The following is a 20,729-nucleotide window of genomic DNA, read 5'->3' as shown; positions in this document are numbered from 1 at the left end:
CCCCCTCCACCGCTGGTTGACCAAAACTCTGCCTGACTACATCTACGGCCTGACGCAGTATCTAAGCTATTGGCAACTGCTGCTGCTGCTGCTGTGTTTAGGGCTACTGACCAGGCCGCTGCTGCTGGCTCATCCGACCATTTGGCAGCAGGGGGTTGTGGCGGTGCTGCTGATTGTCTTGGGCTATAGCGTGCTGAATCTAGAAAATCGCCACGGCCACAGTCGTGGCGATCGCGAGCGCCTGCATCTGTTTATGATCGCCTTCAGCAGTCTGGTGACGCTGCGCTACCTCTACTACCGCACCCGCTACACCATCAACCTAGACACTCCTCTGAATGCAACCTTCTCGCTGCTGCTCTACGGGGCCGAGCTGTATGCCCTGGCCACGCTGTTTTTGTCGTACTTTCAAACCCTGCGGCTGCGCGATCGCAAATCGGTCGATTTAGCTGGGGTGCCCCAGAGCCAGTGGCCCACGGTGGATGTGTATATTCCCACCTACGACGAAGATGTGGCGATTGTGCGCAAAACCATAGCGGCATCCGTGGCGATTGACTATCCTCATCACAAAAAGCGGGTCTACGTGCTCGACGACGGGCGCAAGAATCTAGAACGTCGGGCCGAATTGCAGGCAATTTGTGTTGAACTGGGAGCTGATCTGCTCACCCGCGACACCAACGACCATGCCAAAGCTGGCAACATCAACACTGCCCTGGAGCGGACTACAGGTGACCTGGTGTTAATTCTTGACTGCGACCACATTCCGGTGCGGGGTTTTTTGCAAGAGACAGTCGGTTTTTTCCTCGATCAGGGGGTAGCCCTAGTGCAAACCCCCCACTGGTTCTACAACCCCGACCCCTTTGAGCGTAACCTGCTCACCCAGGGCCAGGTGCCCGTGGGCAACGAGCTCTTCTACAAGGTGCTGCAAAAGGGCAACGACGCCTGGAATGCGGCCTTTTTTTGCGGCTCGGCGGCGGTGGTGCGGCGCAGCCACCTGCGGTCAGTGGGGGGCATTGCCACCGAAACCGTCACCGAAGACTGCCATACCTCCCTGCGGCTGCATTCCCTGGGCTACCGCACTATTTACTACGACAAAATCATGGTGGCGGGGCTGGCCCCCGAAAAGTTCTCGGCCTACGTGGGTCAGCAGGTGCGATGGGCTCGGGGCATGGCCCAGATCTTGCGGCTCGAAAATCCCCTATTTAACCGACGGCTCAAGCTGTCGCTACCCCAGCGAGTCTGCTATTTCAGCGCTACGTCGCACTTTTTCTTCGGTTTTCCGCGGTTGATGTATGCCCTGGCACCGACGCTATTTCTGCTGTTTAGCATCAACTCGGTGAAGGGGTTGGGGATTGAAACGCTGTTCTATGCGCTGCCCCACATCGTGCTGTCGATGCAGACCAACCACATTCCCTACAAACGGGTGCGGTTTTCGTTTTGGAATGAGATCTATGAGTTTGCCCTGTCGTTTCAGGCTGGCATTGTGACGCTGCTGGCCTTGGTCAACCCCCAGCTGGGCAGCTTTAACGTGACGGCCAAGGGGCTGGTCGTTAACCAGCGCACCTTTGATACCCAAAGCGTGCGCTATCTGCTGATTTTGGGATTGTTGACGGCGGCCTCGCTGGTGGCGGTACCCTTTTGGCTACTGCTCAGCCCTGAAGATACCCAGGCCGTGCTGATCAACGCCCTCTGGTGCAGCTTTAACCTGATGCTGGTGCTGGCCGCCTGTCTAGTGGCCCTGGAGCAGCCCCAGATTCGCCGCACCCACCGCCTGCCCCGGCAGCTGACCGCCATTATCCACAGCGATGGCCGGAGCTGGACAGGCCAAACTATCGATATTAGCGAAAGCGGGGCCCAGGTTCGCCTCGACGAATGGCCCAATATAGCCGACCAGGTGCGGGTCGAGCTGGTGGGCGATTACAACGGGCGGGTGCTGCTCGATGCTCAAATTGTGCGGGCTACGGCTACCAGTCGCCTGGATACTGAACTGGCCCTAGACTTTATTCATCTCAGCCCCAGTCAGGCCGATGATCTGACCCTAGTGCTGTTTTCAGATGTCAAAGAATGGTACTCCCAAACTCGCCCGCAGGTAGATAGACCGCTGCGATCGCTCCAGTTTATTGCCAGTAGCCTGTGGCGCGTATTCAGAGATTTACAGCCCGCCACCGGACAAAAAATGCGCAAGCAGATGCAGGCTCCGGTGGAGCTGGCCTGGGAGGGCTGGCACGGCACGAGCTACCTAGCCTGGGTGATTGAAATGGGCAACCGCGACCTGCGCCTAGAGGTACAGAACGTGGCCGAACTCGATCGCATTACCCTGCTCGAAACCTTTCCCACTGTTGGGCTGTTGTTCCCGGCTAGCCCGACGCTACCGGCCGACCTGAGTTTGGTTGCCCAGGTTGGGCAGGCGATTGAGTTGCCGAGCTTAAATGGCACCCAGCCGCGACTGGTACTAGAGATGACGTTTCCAACGGGCCCAGCCTTTCAGCAGCGCCGTAAAATTCAAACGCTGCTGCGATCGCTGGGCTAAACCTGCGATCGCAGCAAAACTTTATGGTTACTTTATTCTTATTCTGAACTACTTTCTATCATTCACTAGTTTTTTATAATTAATAGCTGTTTAAGCTGCTAAAATCTAATCATTAGGTAACGGTTTAGCGCTTAATTCCTGACTATCGATCGCAGTTTAAGTTGCATCTACCATCGACTAAATTATTCCGATAGATTACTCCAAAATTCATCCCAGTTCAGAGGCTAATCTACCCTCCAGATTTGATTAGCCTCATGGCAACTACCATTTTTTTGCATCTCCTAAAAGCCAGCCCCTATGGGTTACTTTTTTAGAATGGAATATTGGGATTAGCATCGATATCGGTGACGACTGCTCAGATTTGCCACCTATTTTTCGAGGCTACCTTGTGGCCATGGGTCACGACCGAGCCATAGAAATCAAATTTTTGAAAACGTTGTCTCATTGCGATCGCAGGTGACGGCAGCCTCACTTGGCAGCCCCAAGCGATCATTTAATTCCTGTTTGTGTCAGAGCGCGTGGCTGTGCTGGCATGGCGATGCTTTCGAGTCTCGCAACCGCTTCTGGCAGGCCATTTGCTTCCGTGCATTTTTTGCTTCCGTGCATTTTCTTATTTCGGCAGTTAACGCTATGCAACCATCGCCTTTAAATACTGTTCCCATGGCATCACCGTCTCCCCCTGCACCGCTACATCCATTAAGTCTGCTAGCCCAGATCAGCAGCCGACAGGTGAGCGGCTGTCTCCAGGTGATGACACCCACCGATACTTGGCTGTTGTATCTAGATCAAGGACAGCTTAACTATGTTTCGACCGCTGAGCGAGCCTTTGAGCGCTTAGATAGTCATCTGCGGCGACTGAGTCAAAAAATACCGTCATTGGTGAGCGCTGTGCGGGTTCAGGTTCGCCTGCTCTTCGAACAGCAGGCCGATAGGCTAGCCGACTATCAGGCTATTTGCTGGCTGGTAGAGCAGCAGCATCTGCATCCTAACCAAGCCTCAACGTTGATAGAAGCTCTTTCAAAAGAGGTGCTTGAAGCATTTTTAGCGGTGCGCCAGGGCAGCTACGAACTGATCGAAGGCAACAGCCTCGGCGACGCTCCCAAATATTGCCAACTCAACCTGAGAACCACGGTAGAAGAATGCTACGCCCGCCTCAAGCAGCGCCAAAGTGGTCTTGGCTATCTCAATGGCAATGCTCAACGCCAGGAGGCACTGGCCCTGACGACCCCTGCCAATGTTGCTGCCCCAGCTGTTATCGGCGGTGCGGCCCGGTACAGTGGCGCGCCCAAAGCGCCTGCCAAAGGGCAATATACCATTGCCTGCATTGACGATAGCCCCACTGTATTGAATGCCATCGATAGCTTTCTAGACGACAAAATCTTCTCGGTCATCATGATTGACGACCCGGTCAAGGCGCTGATGCAGGTGATTAGAAATAAGCCCGACTTGATCTTGCTAGATGTCACTATGCCTAGCCTGGATGGCTATGAGTTGTGTTCTTTGCTGCGCCGTCATCCCGACTTTAAAAATACCCCTATCATCATGGTTACGAGTAATACTGGCTTTATCGATCGGGCTAAGGCAAAGTTGGTCAGAGCGTCTGGCTATTTAACCAAGCCATTTAATCAATCTGATCTTTTGAAGTTTATATTTAAATATTTGAATTAGATTGATTTTTTTAGCCTATTAATTAATTTTTTAAGCCATGATCTAAGTGATTTGTTCAACCTGAATTTAGGAGCAAGAGAGGAATGACTCCAACTTCAGGTATGAACGAGTCCTCGATGCGAACATCGAAATCTTGGTTGTATATCCGCTTGGTTTTTAAACGCTGCCTGCGCCAACTAATGGTCTGGTGGCCACCCATTATCTAGGTGAAATGATTATGCAGACGACCTTAGCTGGCACCATTTTGGTGGTTGAAGATACACCATCCGAAATGGAACTCATGGTGCACTATCTGCGCGATAGCGGATGTACCGTGATTTGTGTCGTGACGGCACAAGAGGCTTTGGATAAGGCTGCTCAACAGCCTCCTGATGTCATTGTTAGTGATGTGGTAATGCCTGGTATGAGCGGCTTTGAGCTCTGCCGAAGCCTCAAAAAACAGCCGGGTACTGCCCATGTACCCATTGTGCTCTGCACCTCTAAAAATCAGGATATTGACCGTCTCTGGGGTATGCGTCAGGGGGCCGATGTCTACTTGACTAAGCCCTATACCCGCGACCAGCTGGTGCAGGCCGTGCTTAGCGTCATGAGGGTCAACCGATGAACAATCTATCGCTAGTGCAGACTCAACCCCCCGGTAGCAAGGCCCTGGCCAGTCAGTCGCTTACCCCCCTGACCCACAGCTACCTGCGGTTTAACCTGGGAAGTCAGCCTGCCCTGCTGCCCACCCGCCAGGTGCAAGAGGTGATCGCTACGCCGGTGGCCCGCATTACGCCTATGCCCAATATGCCGCCAGCGCTGCTGGGGCTGCTCAACCGCCGCAGTCGAGTGCTGTGGGTGGTGGATTTGGCACTGCTGTTGGGGTTGCCCACAGCCTATCCCACCTCCCAGCAGTACAACCTGGTGCTCATGCAGATTGGGCCGGTGACGCTGGGGCTGCGGGTGAGCCACGTAGAGGGCATTTTGAGCCTGGCTCCCCAGCACCTCCAGCCAGCTCCAGCCCATGCGCCTCCAGGGTTAGTCCCGTTTTTGCGGGGCTGTGTTTTGCAAAACGGCGATGTGCTGCTCAGCCTAGACGGCGAAGCGCTGCTGCGAGCACCGGAGTTGCAACCTCTCTAGCCTGCCTTTTTTTGACCGATCGGCTCCCTCTCATCAGTGGTTTGCACAGCACTTTAACCCCATGAGCGCCTACTGTGGCCTCTGCCCAGGCCAGGGCTGCTCGGCTAGGCATCTGAATACTGCTGACTTTCTTCATCCAGCCCCATTTAACAAGGTAGTTGACCCATGACCACAGATTTTCGGCCCTATACCGCTTCCCAAAATGCAGATGACCCTGGTCTGGCACCGCAAAATGGTGTCGTGCTTCCCACCGCTGTAGATGACTCTAAGTCGTTGAAATATCGGGGTGTGGCCTATGGCTCCGAGGCCAAGAATATGGTCACAATTACCCAGCGATCGCAGCTTGGCTGGCTGCAGTGGTTTAGTAACCTGAGCGTGCGAAAAAAACAGCTGGCGGGTCTGTTTACCTCCGAGGTGATTTCGGTGCTGGGCCTGGTGGGGGTGGGGTCGTTTTTGATTGTCTCCAGCGGTCGAAGTCAGTTGCTCAACCAGGCTCGCTCTGAGCTAGCGGTGACCGATATTACCTACAACATTAAAATCAACCAGATGGGGTTTGGCTTTCGGGGCCAGGCCGACAACCGCGCTATTGTCGATGCGGCGGTGACGGCGGCTCGGGGCGGGGCTCTGTCGGCGACGGCGATCGCCGATGTGCAGCAGATTCTCGAAAATGAGATTGAGGCCCGCAACATTGAGTACGCCACCCTGGTAGGTGCTGACCTGAGCATTATTGCCAACGCCAACCGCGATCGCCGGGGGCAGAAATTTGACCCCGATGGCCTGGTGGGCACAGTGCTGCAAAACCCGCGCCAGATTAAGACCACCACCCTGGTCAGCTGGGAGGAACTGCGCAACGAATCGCCGCCGCTGCCCGCAGGGTTTGCCGACCAAGACGCGCTGATTCGCTACACCATTACCCCCGTCAGCGATCCGACCTCGGGCCAGGTCGTGGGTGCTCTGGTCTCAGGCGATATTGTCAACGGCAAGTTGGCTATTCCCCAGGGGTCGATTGCTCCCTTTAGAAATGGCTACAGCGCCATCTACCAGCGCGGTAGCGATGGAGAATTTGCGCTGGCTACCGCCCTTTATGCAGGCGATACCCCCGATCTGGAGCAGGCTGAGGCCAATGTCGCCCTCGATAATCTGAGTTTGATCGACCAGGCCGCTGCTCAGCCCGATCGAGAGCTCACCCAGCGCGATCGCGTTAACGGCAAAACCTATACTCTGGCCGCCCGCGCCGTCGAAGACTTCAGCGGTGAACCCGTGGCGGTGATGGTGCGGGGCACCTCCGAGGCCAGCCTCAACGCATTAATTGGCCGCAGCCTGCGGCTACAGCTGCTGATTGCCCTGGCGGCCCTGGGTGCCGATGTGGTAATTGCTGCCCTGCTGGGCCGCTCAATTTTGCGCCCTATGAAAAATCTTCAGCAGGCCACCTGGCGGTTTGCCATGGGCGATCGCCAGGCCCGTGCCGATGTCTTTGCCACCGACGAAGTGGGCCAGGTAGCCCATGCCTTTAACCAACTGGCCGAAAACATTGCCGGGTCAGAGGATCTGCTGCTCCGTCAGAGCCAACAAGAGCAGCTCACCACCGCCCGCGCCAACCTGCTGGCCGAGCTGACCAACCGCATTCGCCAGTCCCTCAACGAGCAGGCGATTCTGAGCAGCTCTGTAGCTGGCCTACGCGACCTGCTCGTGGCCGACCGGGTGTTGATCTACCGCTTTCACCCCGACTTCACAGGCGGTGACATTACCGCCGAGTCGGTGGGCCGTGGCTGGAAGCGGGCCCTGGGCCAAACCATTGATGACCCCCTCACTCCCGAGGCTCTAGATCGCTACTATGCCGGGCGGATCACCACCATGGCTGACCGCGACCAGGCCGATATTTCCCACTGTCACTGCGACATTCTCGAAAACTTAGAGGTCAGGGCTAACATGGTGGCCCCGCTGCTGTCCGGCGATGAGCTGGTTGGCCTGTTGTGTGTGCACCAGTGCGATCGCCCCCGCCACTGGAGCGCTGAAGAAACCGACCTGCTCCAGCAGGTTGCCGTGCAGATTGGCTATGCCCTGAGTCAGGCGCGCCTGCTGCAAACGCAAGAGCTTACCGTTATGCGTGAGCGCCAGCTCAACGACATTGTCTCTCGCCTGCGCGAAAGCTTCGCAGAAGACTATATCTTTCGTACCGCCGTCACTGAGACTCGCCACGCCTTGGGCACCGACCGGGTGGTCGTGTACCAGTTCGACGACACCTGGAAGGGTACCTTTATCGCCGAGTCGGTCGAACAGGGCTGGCCCGCTGCCCTCGGCAACGATCTGTACGACCCCTGTTTCAAAGAAAACTACATCGAGCAGTACCGTCAGGGCCGCGTCCAGGCGGTGGCCAACCTGGCCGCAGCCGGGCTCACCGAGTGTCACCTGCGCCAGCTCGAACAGTACCACGTCAAGGCCAATCTGGTGGCCCCGATCATCGTCAACGACACCCTGATCGGTTTGCTGATTGCCCACCAGTGCAGCCGTACCCGCAATTGGGAGGCGGCGGAAATCAACTTCTTCCGCAAGGTGACCATGCAGCTGGGCTTTGCCGTAGAGCAGGCTCGCCTCTACGCCCAGACCGAAGCTCTCTCCGAGGAGCGGCGGCAAACGCAAGAGGCCCTTCAGCTCCAGCTCGTCGAGTTACTGAGCGAAGTCGAAGGGGCTTCCCGCGGCGATTTAACCGTGCGTGCCGATGTCACCGCCGGAGAAATTGGCACCGTTGCCGACTTCTTTAACTCCATTGTGGAAAGCCTGCGGCAGATTGTGACCCAGGTGAAACAGGCCGCCGAGCAGGTCAATGCCTCCCTAGGCCAGAACGAAGGAGCGGTACAGTCGTTGGCCAACGAAGCCCTGCGCCAGGCCGATGACGTGACTCAAACCCTGGCCTCTGTGGAAGCCATGACCACCTCCATTCAGCAGGTGGCCCGCAGCGCCCAGCAGGCTGCCGTGGTGGCTAATAGCGCCTCGGCCACCGCCGAAACCGGGGGTCAGGCGATGGATTTGACCGTGCAAAACATTCTTACCCTGCGGGAAATCATTGGCGAAACCTCTAAAAAAGTTAAGCGCCTGGGCGAATCCTCCCAGCAAATTTCTAAGGCCGTCTCGCTGATTAACCAGATCGCCATGCAGACCAACCTGCTGGCTATCAATGCCGGTATCGAGGCCGCCCGCGCTGGTGAAGAGGGCCAGGGCTTTGCGGTAGTGGCCGAAGAAGTGGGCGAACTGGCGGCCCGTTCTGCCGAGGCCACTAAGGAGATTGAGCGGATTGTAGAAACCATTCAGCGCGAAACCGCTGAGGTGGTTGACGCCATGGATCAAAGCACCACCGAGGTGGTTGCCGGTACGCGCCTGGTGGAAGACGCCAAGCAGAGCCTGGGGCGCATTCTCAATGTTTCCCAGCAGATCGATGGGCTGGTGCGGTCTATTTCCGAAGCCACTGTCTCCCAGGTGGAAATTTCTGAAACGGTCACCCAGCTGATGCAGGCCATTGCTAAAGAATCGACCCGTACCTCGCAGTCTTCCCTAGAAATCTCTACCTCCTTGCGCGAGACCGTGGATGTGGCGCGATCGCTACAGGCCACTGTAGGGACCTTCAAGACCGGCGAAGAGTAGGCGGGGGTACAGGGTTGAGGTTTGAACGTTGAGTCAACGTGTGGAATTCAAACCTCAGCCTACAAAAGCCAGACCTTTGCTTACCCATCGCCCTATTTTCCCAACGCCTTACCCATCTATTTTCCTCTACCCCCCACCCACCATGCCTGACCCCAAGGAACTTGAAATTCGACTCCAGTTTCTCGACGAAGCCCAAGAATATATGGAGACCTTGGGTACGCATTTGATTGGTTTGCCTCAAAACCTGGATGCCAGCACGATCAACGAAGCTCTGCGGGCGGCTCACTCCATCAAGGGGGGGGCCGCGCTGATGGGGTTTCAGCTCCTCAGCGATCTGGGCCACCGCCTCGAAGATAGTCTCAAGGTGCTCAAAGTGCAGCGGGGCAAACTTGACTTCGACAGTAGCCTAGAGCAACTGCTGCTGGCGGCGGTCGACTGTCTGGGCCAGGTGATGGTAGGCCAGCGCGAGCAGCTCAGCCAGGGCAATCTGCACCAACCTCCGATGGCTCAGCAGTGGATTGAACAGCATGCTGCCCCCATCTTTGATCAGCTGCACGATCGCCTCGGTGATCCGGTCGATGAAGATGCCCGCTCCATGCTCTCCCCCGAGGATGGCCAGGATGTGATTCCGCTGTTGTTTCAGAGCGAGGTAGAGGGCTGTCTAAACCGTTTAGAGGCGGCGCTCAGCGACCGATCGCCTTGCCTGCGCGAGGAGGCGCAGATATTGGCTCAAGAATTGGGTGGCCTGGGGGAGATGCTGCAACTCGAAGCCTTTGTGAGTCTGTGTCACTCGGTTGCAACCCAGGTCACCACCGCCGTAGACGAGTCTTTGGTGACGGTGGTGGAGGCCGCCCTAGGGGTGTGGCGGCGGGCCCAGGCCCTTGTGCTGACCGGCCATCTGGGCGATCTACCGACCCAGATGGTGGTTGAGGGGGTTGTCTTTGATGCGGCGTTGGCCGCCGCTGCCGCTGCTATGCCGACCCTAGAGGACGGTGACATTACGGCCCCGCTCTGGCCCGCAGGCGATGATCCAGCGCTGTGGGCCGACTACCAGAAATCAGACTCAGCCTACGAGTTAGCCGACTGGGGTGAGGCCGAAGAAACGATTGAGCTAGACGACGTTGCCGCTGACTGGGGTGAGGCTCAACCGGCGATCGTCCTGGGTGCTGCCCCCAGCCCAGATCCGGTCGCTCTAGATCTGGTTGCCCCAGATCCGGTTGCCCCAAATCCGGTTGCCCCAAATCCGGTAGACAGTGGCCGCCCTGACTGGACTAGGGCTGGGCAGTACGCCGGATTTGACCCGGTCGCCACCTCTGGCTGGAGTGAGGCCCAGCCAGCCCCAGCGCCCGAGACAACCCCCAGCCCAGATGCCGCCGAGAGTGATAGCACTGTGCGGGTGCCGGTGAAGCAGATCAACCAGCTCAGCGACCTGTTTGGGGAACTGACCATTGAGCGTCACCGCATGGAAATGGAGGTTAGCCGCCTGCGGGATCTGGTCAATACCCTGCAAACTCGCATGGGTACCCTCCACCAGGTCAACCACGATCTGCGAACGGCCTACGATCGCGTGGCCACCCAAGACACCGCGACATCCCTGCGCGTTAGCCATCAAAATGGTGCTTCCCAGGGGCTTGGGGCCGAGACAACCGGGTCTGAGCGGGCCGATACAGTTCTACGTCAGCAGTTCGATGTGCTAGAGCTCGACCACTACCGCGATCTACACCTGCCGTTTCAAGAAACTATTGAAACCATTATTCAGCTCCAGGAGGTGGGGGCTGACATTGAGATTTCCCTGGAGGGGACTGAGCAAACCACCCGCACTCTGCGCAAGACCTCGCGCCAGCTCCAAAAGCAGCTCACGCAGCTGCGTATGCGCCCCCTCGCAGATATATTGAACCGTTATCCTCGCTCTCTGCGCCAGATGTCGTTGCAGTACAGCAAGCCGGTAGAGCTGAAGCTCAAAGGCGAGCGCACCCTGGTTGACCGCAACGTGCTAGAGGCGCTGCAAGAGCCCCTGATGCACATCATTCGCAACTGCTTTGACCACGGTATTGAGGTTGCCGAAATCCGCCAGCAGTGCGGCAAGCCCGCCGTAGGCACGATTGCCATCAGTGCCCAGCAGCAGAGCAACCGCACCATCATCACTATCCGCGACGATGGCGGCGGTATCGAGGTCGAAAAAATTCGCGATCGCGCCCGCCAAATGGGCCTTGACGATGGGCTGCTCGCCGCCGCCAGCACCCAAGAACTCCTCTCCCTGATTTTTGAACCTGGTTTCACCACCGCCAGCGAAGTGACCGACCTATCGGGGCGCGGCATTGGCATGGATGTCGTGCGCACCAAGCTCAAAGACATACGCGGTGATATTCAGGTCGAGACTCAGCCTGGTGAAGGCACTGTGTTTACCATTTCTATTCCCTTCACCCTTTCGGTTACGCGGGTGTTGATTACCGAGAGTCGCGGCATGCGTATGGCCTTTCCGGTCGATGACATCGAAGAAATTTTTGTTCTGCCCGACGAGTATGTGCTGGCCACCGCCGGTCGCGACAGCTTTGAGTGGAATGGTGAACTCGTGCAGCTCATCCGACTGGCCGACTGGCTGCAATTTAACTGCCCGGTCATGCTTGAGAGCCCCGAAACGGCCCCCGCCATTTCTACGCCGACAGTGCTGCTGGTGCGCACAGCCCAACGATTTGTGGGCATTCAGGTCGAGCGCTCTTGGGGTGAGCAAGAAGTGGCCCTGCGACGGGTGCTCGGCAACCTACCCATGCCCAAGGGCTTTAACAGCTGCACGATTATGGGCGATGGCCAGGTCGTACCGCTGGTCAGTACAGCCGAGCTTTTGTACTGGATTGCCAGCTGTGAAGCCTCTGGTGCCGACACCCTAGACGAAACCTCTATGCCTGGCTACCTTGTCAACGGCCCCCGCTACGAAGACAGTATGGCCTCCCGCAGGCCCACGGTACTGCTGGTAGACGACTCTATCAATGTGCGACGCCTGCTGGCGCTCACCCTCGAAAAAGCTGGGTATCAGGTAGCCCAGGCCAAAGACGGTCAAGATGCCCTCGATAAGCTAATTGCCGGCCTGGCGGTCGAAGCCGTTATTTGCGATGTGGAAATGCCCCGTCTCGACGGCTATGGATTTTTGGCTCGACTCAAGGCCGAAACCGACCATGAAAACCTGCCCGTAGCCATGCTCACTTCCCGCAGCAGCAAAAAACACCGGCAGCTAGCCCTTAACCTGGGGGCCGCCGCTTACTTTACCAAGCCCTACAACGAGCAGACCCTGCTCAAAACCCTTGAAGACCTGATTCAACCTGCCCTGGTGCAGTAGGAGACCCCCTGTGACCCGCAATGCCCTCACCCGCAATCATGTCATGGTTCACAGTGCCCTGACTCGCTATCGGCGCACTCCCAGTCAAGAGCCTATCCTGCGCCTGATTGCTTTTCAACTGCGCCACAACTGGTTTTGTCTCCCCCTGACTGTGGCGCGTCGCGTGATTCCTTGCTCGGCTCAGAACCCAGCCCTAGAGCTGGGATTTACCCAACTCCATAATGAGCCAGTCCCGCTCGTAGATATAGCCGAGCGCGTATATCAACCTGCGCCGCTGCTGCTGGGCAACCTCGAACCCCCAAGGGCGTTGTCCAGTTTGCCTACCCAGACCATCGTGGTAGTGGACTCGCCCAAATGGGGGTTATTGGGGCTGTTAGTGGACAGTACCCCCAGCCTCAAACGCGCCCGCCAGTCAAACTTTAGTCCTGTCCCCGCGGCCTACTTGATGATCAATCACCTTCAGGGTATAAACACTCTGATCACCCTGAGTGAAACTGAACCTCCCCTATTTTTTTTGGAGGTTGACACATTCTTCCCCTAAATACAGTGCTGGCAGTGCGCTCATGGCCAGGTTTGACGATCTCAGCATCGATCATTGCTGCGCAACCGTTGAACCAGGCCGATCGACAAAAATTTCCTATTTCTCAAATATTGAAAACCGGACGATTTTAGATCAAAAAATATAATCATTACATTTATAAAGGCATTTCTAAAATCTTTATATAGCCAATCATTTTCGTATGGTGTGCCCTGTAATATCGCTATAATAGAGTAATCTAATCTAACCTAGCGGTTTTATATAAGCCACAAAAATTGGCTATGCCTTTTGACTTGGTGAAATAGGGGGTGAAATATCCACTGCGATAATGCCGCTGGGTTGACTGACTTCTGCGGGTTATTTTTGTTTCTGCCCTTGATGCTTTCAAAGGCTTTTTGTTTAAATAGCGCCAATTCAAATTTGATAAAATGATTCATTGATCACAATCTTGTCACATTTTAGATGTACGATTGGAGCTATTAGTTCCCTGGTTAACGCATAGCAAGTTTAGGTTCATTTTATAAAATTAAAAACTATGGCAAACAGAAAATTAAGGTTCTGACAGAGTGGCTCAGTCAGGAACTAAAGCTCGATGGAAAAAAGACCTGACAGCTAAAGGGAAGCTACCAATATCGTCGTAAGTCTCGGTTACCTAGGGCTCTGCATACCCAGCAGAGGCGTCTAAGCATAGTCAAAATCACTGTAAGACAAGGCTTCCAGGAATCAGACGGCTTATTGTTTGGGTCACCTCATGACTGCGATCGCTCACCACAGAGCTTAGAAAGCTCTGGCAATTGATTTTTTTCCATCAGTCTATCAATATCCGTAAACTCATCAACTCAAGATTTTCTTGAACGGTATACAAGAGTTCTTGGCCAAGGAAAACCTAACTTTGTAATCATAGCTCTAGCTAGATTTTCTAAAGAATGCTGGAAATTTATTTTTTCTTCACAAAAAATAGGCTTATTCAAGAGCCTCCTGACCGGGCAGTATAAACGAGGCTGTTAAGTGACTAAGATTGTTATCAATCGATACTTGGCCATTCTGTCAAGAACATTAGGCTGATAAATTTATTGTCGAAGATGAGCAGTCATCTTGCTTCTAATCATATCCCACTTAATAAATCTGTAATGAGCTCTTTATTAACTATTCTTGTCAATTTTAATATCGTCTCATCTGTGTTTAATTTTGAACATGAGCAATAAAAAATCACAGTATTCAAGATCTCTAACGCATTATTTGCAGGTCAAAAAGCTACAGCTTTTTCCTGTTCTAGAGCGCCAAAAATTTAGTGGCGAGCTAACCTGGTCGACCCCCACAGGGCACCAGTGGACTCTATTTTTGAATCTCGGTCGGGTCGTGTATGGCACAGGCGGGGTTCACCCCATTCGGCAGTGGTACCGCCAGGTTCAAGCCCATGCCCCCGCCCTTGACCTCAGCCACTCTGCTTTGCAGCAGAGCGTCAAGCCCCACGCTAGTTGGCTCGACTGTTGGGACTACCATCTGCTTCAGGGTTGGTTTAGCCAGGGACAGTTATCTGCAAAGGTTTTGGAGGAAATCAGCACCAACATCATTGCCGACATTTTGTTTGATGTCTTGCAGTCCCACGAAACGCAATATCACCTGGCTCGTCACCCTTCCCTTGACCCCTGCCAGGTGTCAGTCTATCCCGATAGTGCTGAACGATTGTTTGCGCTCACCGATCTCTGGGAATCGTGGCTCGAGAGTGGGCTAGAGGCTTACTCTCCCAATTTGGCCCCAGTCATTGAGCAGCCTGAACCCATTCAGGCCCATGTATCGCCCCGGGTATATGCATCGCTTATGCATCTCCTAGACGGTCAGCGCAGTCTGCGCGACTTAGCCGTCAAGCTGGGGCAAGACGTGCTGAACCTGACCCAAGCGTTGCTGCCCTACATTCGCCAGGGCTGGATCAAACTGGTGGAAGTGGCCGATTATCCTCCAGTGATTGGCCCCGGGCTCGACCTCGGGGCAGCAGGGGTCAGTAGTTATCAATCTGTTCGGGGGGGCGATCGCCCCCTCAAAATTGCCTGCATTGACGATAGCCCCATGATCTGCAAAGCCATGGGGCAGGTGATTCGGGCAGCGGGGTACGATTTTTTAGCCATTACCGAAGGGGCCAAAGCAATTCCGATGCTGCTGGCCCAACAGCCAGATCTGGTGTTTCTAGATCTGGTAATGCCCGACACCAACGGCTACGAAATCTGCGGCAGCCTGCGCAAAATTTCTCGCTTTAAAAAGACTCCGATCGTCATTCTCAGTGGTAATGACGGTCTGGTCGATCAGGTGCGTGCCCGACTGCTAGGGGCGACCGACTTTTTGAGCAAACCTATAGAGCCCATTGTGATTCTCTCCGTTATGCGCAAACACCTGGCCTACGCCCGCCCCTAAACCCATCCATCTACCCCCACTCACTGACTCTCACATTTCTACTTTAGGTGTAACCCATGAGCAAAGTTTTGATTGTTGAAGACAGCCTGACCGACAAAGAAATTCTGACGCTTTGTCTGCGCGATCGCGGCATTACCGTACTAACGGCAAAAAGTGCAGAAGAAGCCTTTGAGCAGGTCAAAAGCCATCAGTTTGACCTAATCATTCTCGATGTTGTGCTGCCCGATCGCAGCGGCTTTGAAATCTGCCGCGAGCTGAAAGAAGACATCACCACGATGCAGGTACCCGTGATTATGTGCTCGACCAAAGGCACCGAAATGGATAAGTTTTGGGGTCTAAAGCAGGGGGCCGATGCCTACTTGGCCAAACCCATAGACCAGGAAGAACTACTCGAAACCGTCAAGAAATTGGTTAAAGCTTGAATGCTATTTTTCACTGATCAAGGAGTGCTTCCATAATGGACGAAGCCATCATTCAGGTAAAACATGGCTCCTCTGAACTGTCTGAACAGACGCTTGACTTAGGAACACAATACTTACGAATTGAAATCAACCATGAGCTACCGCTCCTGCTGCCAATCACCGATCTGGCAGAGCTGCTAAAAATCTCTGTGGGCCAGGTAGTCCCTATCTTTCAAATGCCTGCCTGGGTTGTTGGGGTCTATAACTGGCGAGGAGACATGCTGTGGGTAGTAGATTTTAGCCATTTCCTTGGCCTGACTCCCTGGTATCAACAGGCTGAGTCTATGGCTAAGCATACGGTGGTGTTGATTCAGCCCAATCAAGCGATCTCCTATTCAGGAGAACTCCCGGCAGTTTTAGGTTTAGTTGTTAGCAACGTGGCTGACATAGTGACCTATTCAGAAGACGAGATTCAGTCCAACCCTGACACCACTAGCTTGCCCTCTAACATTCGACCTTTTCTCCAGGGGGGCTGCGGCCAGGAGGCCGGTCAACTGAGCTGGATTTTAGATAGTAAGGCTCTCTTAAACGCCATCACCCAAGCCCATGAATGATGTCGATTCTATCGCATTCAAGTGCTCATTTTTGTCAGTTCTAAAATCAGCTCGTAGTCCTTTGTTTGCAGACCCAGAAATAAGTATTTAGGTATTACTATGACCCAGGCACCTTCCTCTCACAACCTGTCAGATTCTGAACATAACGCTGGCCCATCAACGTCCGTACCTGCCTCGACTCGATCTACTATTGCCGAGACTTTGGTCGTTCCATCAGACCTAGGGTTGGGCGCTCGGCAAACTGCCGAGCGCCCCAATAGCAAAAACCGTCGTCTGGCCCAGCTACTGTTGCTAACGGTACTGCCGCTCAGCCTAATTCCTCTAACGGTAGGAAGTCTAGCGAGCTATATGCTCACCCAAAACCGCTCCCAACGGGTTGTGAATCAATCGCTCACTGGCCAAGCCCTTTTAGCCAGTGAGGTGATTAGCGAAAACGTGCTGGATGAGTTTACGTTTATGGAGCTGCTGGGGCAGAGCCCGACGGTGGTCGATCAGCTCGTTCGTAGCGCCGCCGAGGCCGAAGCCGATAACTTAGTCGATCTGCCCATTGAAGTGCTCGAAGATCGCTTTAGCGCCACGCGTCTGCTCGATCCAAACCAGTCTCTCAACACCTTTTTAGCCCAGGCAGCGGCATCAGAAGATTTTGGTGAAATTATTGTCACCGAGAAAAATGGATTCACGGTGGGCTACAGCAGGCCCACCTCCGATTTTGTCCAGTCTGACGAAGCCTGGTGGCAGCAGGGCCAGACTCGATGGATTGGTGACCCCATTCTAGACAGCTCTACCAATGTCTATGGCGTTGAACTCAGCCAGCCAATTCAGGCTGTTGACAGCAGTGAGTTTTTAGGGGTAATGAAGGTTCTGATTACGGCCCAAGAGTTCGACGAACTCCCCAGTCTTTTGGCAGACGCCGGACTGAGCGGCTCGCAGCAGGTTCAAATTGTTTTGCCCCAGCCTAGTTTAGTTTTGGTTACCTTCAACCCAGACGGAAAAACGATCTACAACAGCCCAGAAGCAGCGCAGGTCATCACGGGCGGTGAAACCGTGGCGGAGTTATCGGCCCGCCTGGTAGAGGCTAACCGCGCGGGTGCTGCTGAGGTAGACGCCCTGCAGCAGCAGCTGCAGGCTGACTTTCCGGTGCAAAGGTTAACGGTTTCAACCTCTAGTCGCTCTAATGGCGCTACTTCTGAGGCTCAGACCGCCGAAGATCAGATCTTAGTAGCCAGCTTTGTCTACCAAGGTAAGCAATACAAAGTCGCTACTGTCCCTAGTCTCAGCTGGGTCACGACGGCTTCTATGGATGTCTCAGACATCCGTGCCGCCGGTCGAGCCACGTTGTTAACACAGGGCTTGCTGGCCCTAGTCCTAGCCGCTGGGGCAACGGCATTGACCATCGCCGTATCGCGGCGGCTGTCTGCTCCTCTAGATGACCTGGCGGAGATGGCTCAGCAGGTCGCTAAAGGCAATCTAGAGGTTACCGCTACTCCGTCGGGTTCGGCAGAAACCTACACGCTGGCCAATACCTTTAACGACCTGGTATTTCGGTTCAGAGGGCTGCTCCAAGAGCAAGCTCTCAACACCCGTCGAGCCAGCCTGGCGGCTAAAATAACCGGCGCTGTGATTGAAGATGCGGCTGATTTGGAGACTATTTATAAACTCGTAGTAACCGACGTCCGCAGCATTCTCGCCTCTGACCGGGTAGTGGTTTACCGATTCAGCCCCGACTGGAGCGGTGAGATTGTCGCCGAATCAGTTGGGAAAAACCTGCCCAGCGCCTATGATCAGAAGCTAGACGATCCCTGTATTCCTGCCGAGACGAGGGCTAAATATCAGGACGAAGGCATCCTATTAGAAATTGATATAGAGAAGGCAAACTTTCACCCTGAACACCTGAACCTGGTGCGTAACCTGGGCGTCAAATCGATTTTGGGGGTACCCATCGTCAGACGGGGTAGGCTTTACGGCCTGCTGATTACCCACCACTGTCAAGTTATACACCAGTGGCAAACGGCAGAAATCGACTTTCTCAAAAATGTGGGTCTGCAGATGGGGCTTGTGATCGATCGAGCTACGCTGCTAGAGCGAACCCAAGAACTGGCCGAAGAGCAGCGGCAGATTAAAGAGGGGCTACAGCAAAGCGCCCTGCAGCTGCTTATGGATGTAGACCCTGTCAGCCAGGGAGACTTAACCGTACGGGCTAAGGTAACCGAAGACGAAATTGGCACCGTAGCCGACTCCTACAACGCCACCATTGCCAACCTGCGGAAAATTGTCCTACAGGTGCAGGACGCGGCCAAACAGGTCGCAAACACCACTGACACTAGCCAGCTATCCATTCAGGATCTGTCTACCTCAGCGGCCCAGCAGGCTGAGGAGATTCTCACCACCCTAGAACGGGTGCAGACGATGGCTAACTCTGTGCAGCAGGTCGCCGCCAACGCTGAAAAGGCCGAACTCGCAGTGCGGCAGGCCGAGGCCACCGTATACCAGGGCGACGAGGCTATGAACCGCACCGTAGACGGCATTGTAGCCATTCGCGAGACTGTGGCGGATACAGCTAAAAAAGTGAAGCGCCTGGGCGAATCTTCCCAAAAGATTTCTAATGTCGTTAACCTCATTAGCGGTTTTGCCGCCCAGACCAACATGCTGGCCCTCAATGCCTCCATTGAGGCGTCGCGGGCTGGGGAAAGCGGTAAAGGTTTTGCAGTAGTCGCCGAAGAAGTGCGCGAGCTAGCCCGCCAGTCGGCAGAAGCTACCACCGAGATTGAAAAGCTGGTGGCCAGTATTCAGGCTGAAACCAACGCCGTGGTAACTGCAATGGAATCGGGCACCGAGCAGGTGGTAACCGGTACCCAACTGGTGGACGAAGCACGCCAGAGCCTCAACCAAATTACCGCTGTTAGTCGCCAAATTAGTGAGCTGGTTGCTGCGATTGCCAACGCCACAGTGATACAGACTCAGGCTTCTGAGGCAGTCACCGGCACCATGACCAACGTAGCCGCGAGCGCGAGCCAAAACTCTAGCGCTGCCAACCAGGTGTCAGAGTCCTTTGCTCAACTGCGAGCGGTGGCTCAGGCCCTAGAAGAAGAAGTAGGCCGCTTCAGAGTGAGCTAGCTGCAGGTGGGTGAGAATTTTGAAAGCAAAATTCTCACCCACCCACTCACCTAAATCACCTGCTTATCCATCCACCCATTCTCACCCCCCGCTATGGCAACTAACCCCCACATCCGCGATCAGGCCTATCAGTTCTTTTTAGAAGAGGCTCCGGAGCTGTTACAAACCATCGAGACTGGGCTGCTGACCCTGGGGCAGCAGCGAGACACTGCCGAGATTCACCAGATCATGCGGGCGGCCCACTCTCTCAAGGGCGGGGCGGCCAGCGTGGGCCTGGAGCCGATTAAAGCGATCGCCCACCGGCTCGAAGCCCTCTTTAAGGCGCTCTACAGCGAAACCGTCGTCGTCGATAGCGAATTAGAGAGTCAGCTACTGCGGGCCTTTGACTGCCTGCGGTTACCCCTGACCCAGCAGCTTACCGAGGGAACCTTCAATCATGAGCAGGCCATGGCCATGGCTGACTCCGTTTTGCAAGACCTAGAGCAGCACCTGGCCAGCGCCATGGCCGAAACCGAGAACTTCATCCCCAGTTCCTCTGACCTGGGGTTTGATATGGCTACCTCTATTTTCGAAATCGACGTGCAGCAGGGGCTAGACCACCTGACCCGGGTGCTAGAAAACCCCCAGGCCCACGAAGTCGCTGGGGAACTGCGCGCTCAGGCCGAGATTTTTATGGGCTTTGCCGAACTGCTCGATCTGTCTGGGTTTGCCCAGATTGCCGAGACTGCCCTGCAGGCGCTGGCGGCCAACCCAGATCAAGCGGTAGACATTGCTCGGCTGGCGATCGCAGATTTTCGCCAGGGCCGCGAGGCCGTCTTAACCGCCCGGTCGACCACCGGGGGCGAGCCCTCAATGGCCTTGCAGGCGCTAGCAGTGGCCACCTCAGGTTCAGAATCCCTGCCCGAGCCCAGTCCAGAACTCCCCCTAGAGCCTGCCTCAGCGCAGTTCTTGACATCGGTTTTTGGGGATGGTGATCCAGATTGGGCCGACAGTACCTGGGGTGAAAGACTCCCCTCGGTCGCCGAGCCCCTGGCCTGGCCAACTCAGCCCCAGCCATCGGTAGCCGCCGATCGGGCCATACCCCTGGAACCCCCCCACCCCAGCCAGTCTATTACTGACGCATGTTTTTCAGACCCTGATTCAGATCCTTCAGATTCTTCCGATTTGGATTCTTCAGAGTTAGACGACACCACTGATTCTCTCTCTCTGTCAAAATCTACTCTTTCTATTGAGGCCATATTTGGCCTTAGCGAGCTGGTTCCAGCAGAGGATGACGGCGCCATAGTCAGCGATCTACCCTCAGAGGACACCGTCTTTCAAGACCAGACCCTAACCGCTCTATCTCCCTTTTCTTCCCCATCTTCCC

12 protein-coding genes are annotated in these 20,729 nt (G+C 55.1%); all 12 read left to right on the top strand.

The genetic code is table 11. The features are described from left to right. Positions 1-2,527, top strand: a 2,527-nt coding sequence (gene bcsA / locus IQ254_RS20190; RefSeq protein ID WP_193967960.1) for a UDP-forming cellulose synthase catalytic subunit, incomplete at its 5' end; no start/stop codon positions are given. Positions 2,528-3,187: 660 nt separating this feature from the next. Continuing rightward, on the top strand, positions 3,188-4,195 hold the full coding sequence (locus IQ254_RS20185; RefSeq protein ID WP_228040917.1) for a response regulator: 1,008 nt from the start codon (positions 3,188-3,190) through the stop codon (positions 4,193-4,195). 217 nt (positions 4,196-4,412) lie between these two features. Continuing rightward, a complete protein-coding gene (locus IQ254_RS20180) occupies positions 4,413-4,799 on the top strand; it encodes a response regulator transcription factor (RefSeq protein WP_193967958.1) in 387 nt (128 codons plus the stop codon). Next, complete coding sequence (locus IQ254_RS20175; RefSeq protein ID WP_193967957.1) at positions 4,796-5,314, top strand: chemotaxis protein CheW; 519 nt, start codon at positions 4,796-4,798, stop codon at positions 5,312-5,314. Before IQ254_RS20180 ends, IQ254_RS20175 begins: the two co-directional genes overlap by 4 nt. 165 nt (positions 5,315-5,479) lie before the next feature. Beyond that, positions 5,480-8,953, top strand: a complete 3,474-nt coding sequence (locus IQ254_RS31685) for a methyl-accepting chemotaxis protein (RefSeq protein ID WP_228040916.1) — start codon at positions 5,480-5,482, stop codon at positions 8,951-8,953. Between the two features lie 142 nt (positions 8,954-9,095). Then, positions 9,096-12,287 (top strand): response regulator, encoded by a 3,192-nt coding sequence (locus IQ254_RS20165; RefSeq protein ID WP_193967956.1) that lies wholly within the window; start codon positions 9,096-9,098, stop codon positions 12,285-12,287. 10 nt (positions 12,288-12,297) lie between these two features. Further along, positions 12,298-12,828: a chemotaxis protein CheW gene (locus IQ254_RS20160; protein ID WP_193967955.1), complete on the top strand. Its 531-nt coding sequence runs from the start codon at positions 12,298-12,300 to the stop codon at positions 12,826-12,828. A 1,236-nt stretch (positions 12,829-14,064) separates the two neighbouring features. Further along, complete coding sequence (locus tag IQ254_RS20155) at positions 14,065-15,234, top strand: response regulator (RefSeq protein ID WP_193967954.1); 1,170 nt, start codon at positions 14,065-14,067, stop codon at positions 15,232-15,234. Between the two features lie 56 nt (positions 15,235-15,290). Beyond that, complete coding sequence (locus tag IQ254_RS20150; protein WP_193967953.1) at positions 15,291-15,656, top strand: response regulator transcription factor; 366 nt, start codon at positions 15,291-15,293, stop codon at positions 15,654-15,656. Positions 15,657-15,691: 35 nt separating this feature from the next. Continuing rightward, positions 15,692-16,249 carry a chemotaxis protein CheW gene (locus IQ254_RS20145; protein ID WP_193967952.1) on the top strand — a complete coding sequence of 186 codons (558 nt, stop codon included), beginning with the start codon at positions 15,692-15,694 and terminating at the stop codon, positions 16,247-16,249. Between the two features lie 99 nt (positions 16,250-16,348). Further along, positions 16,349-19,363, top strand: a complete 3,015-nt coding sequence (locus IQ254_RS31680) for a methyl-accepting chemotaxis protein (RefSeq protein ID WP_228040915.1) — start codon at positions 16,349-16,351, stop codon at positions 19,361-19,363. A gap of 93 nt (positions 19,364-19,456) precedes the next feature. Further along, positions 19,457-20,729: Hpt domain-containing protein (locus IQ254_RS20135; protein WP_193967951.1), on the top strand; the 1,273-nt coding region annotated here is incomplete at its 3' end.

Source organism: Nodosilinea sp. LEGE 07088, assembly GCF_015207395.1.
In the GTDB taxonomy this organism is placed as follows: domain Bacteria; phylum Cyanobacteriota; class Cyanobacteriia; order Phormidesmidales; family Phormidesmidaceae; genus Nodosilinea.
The sequence above is the reverse complement of the archived record's forward strand: the minus strand, read 5'-3'. Positions and strand labels throughout refer to the sequence as shown.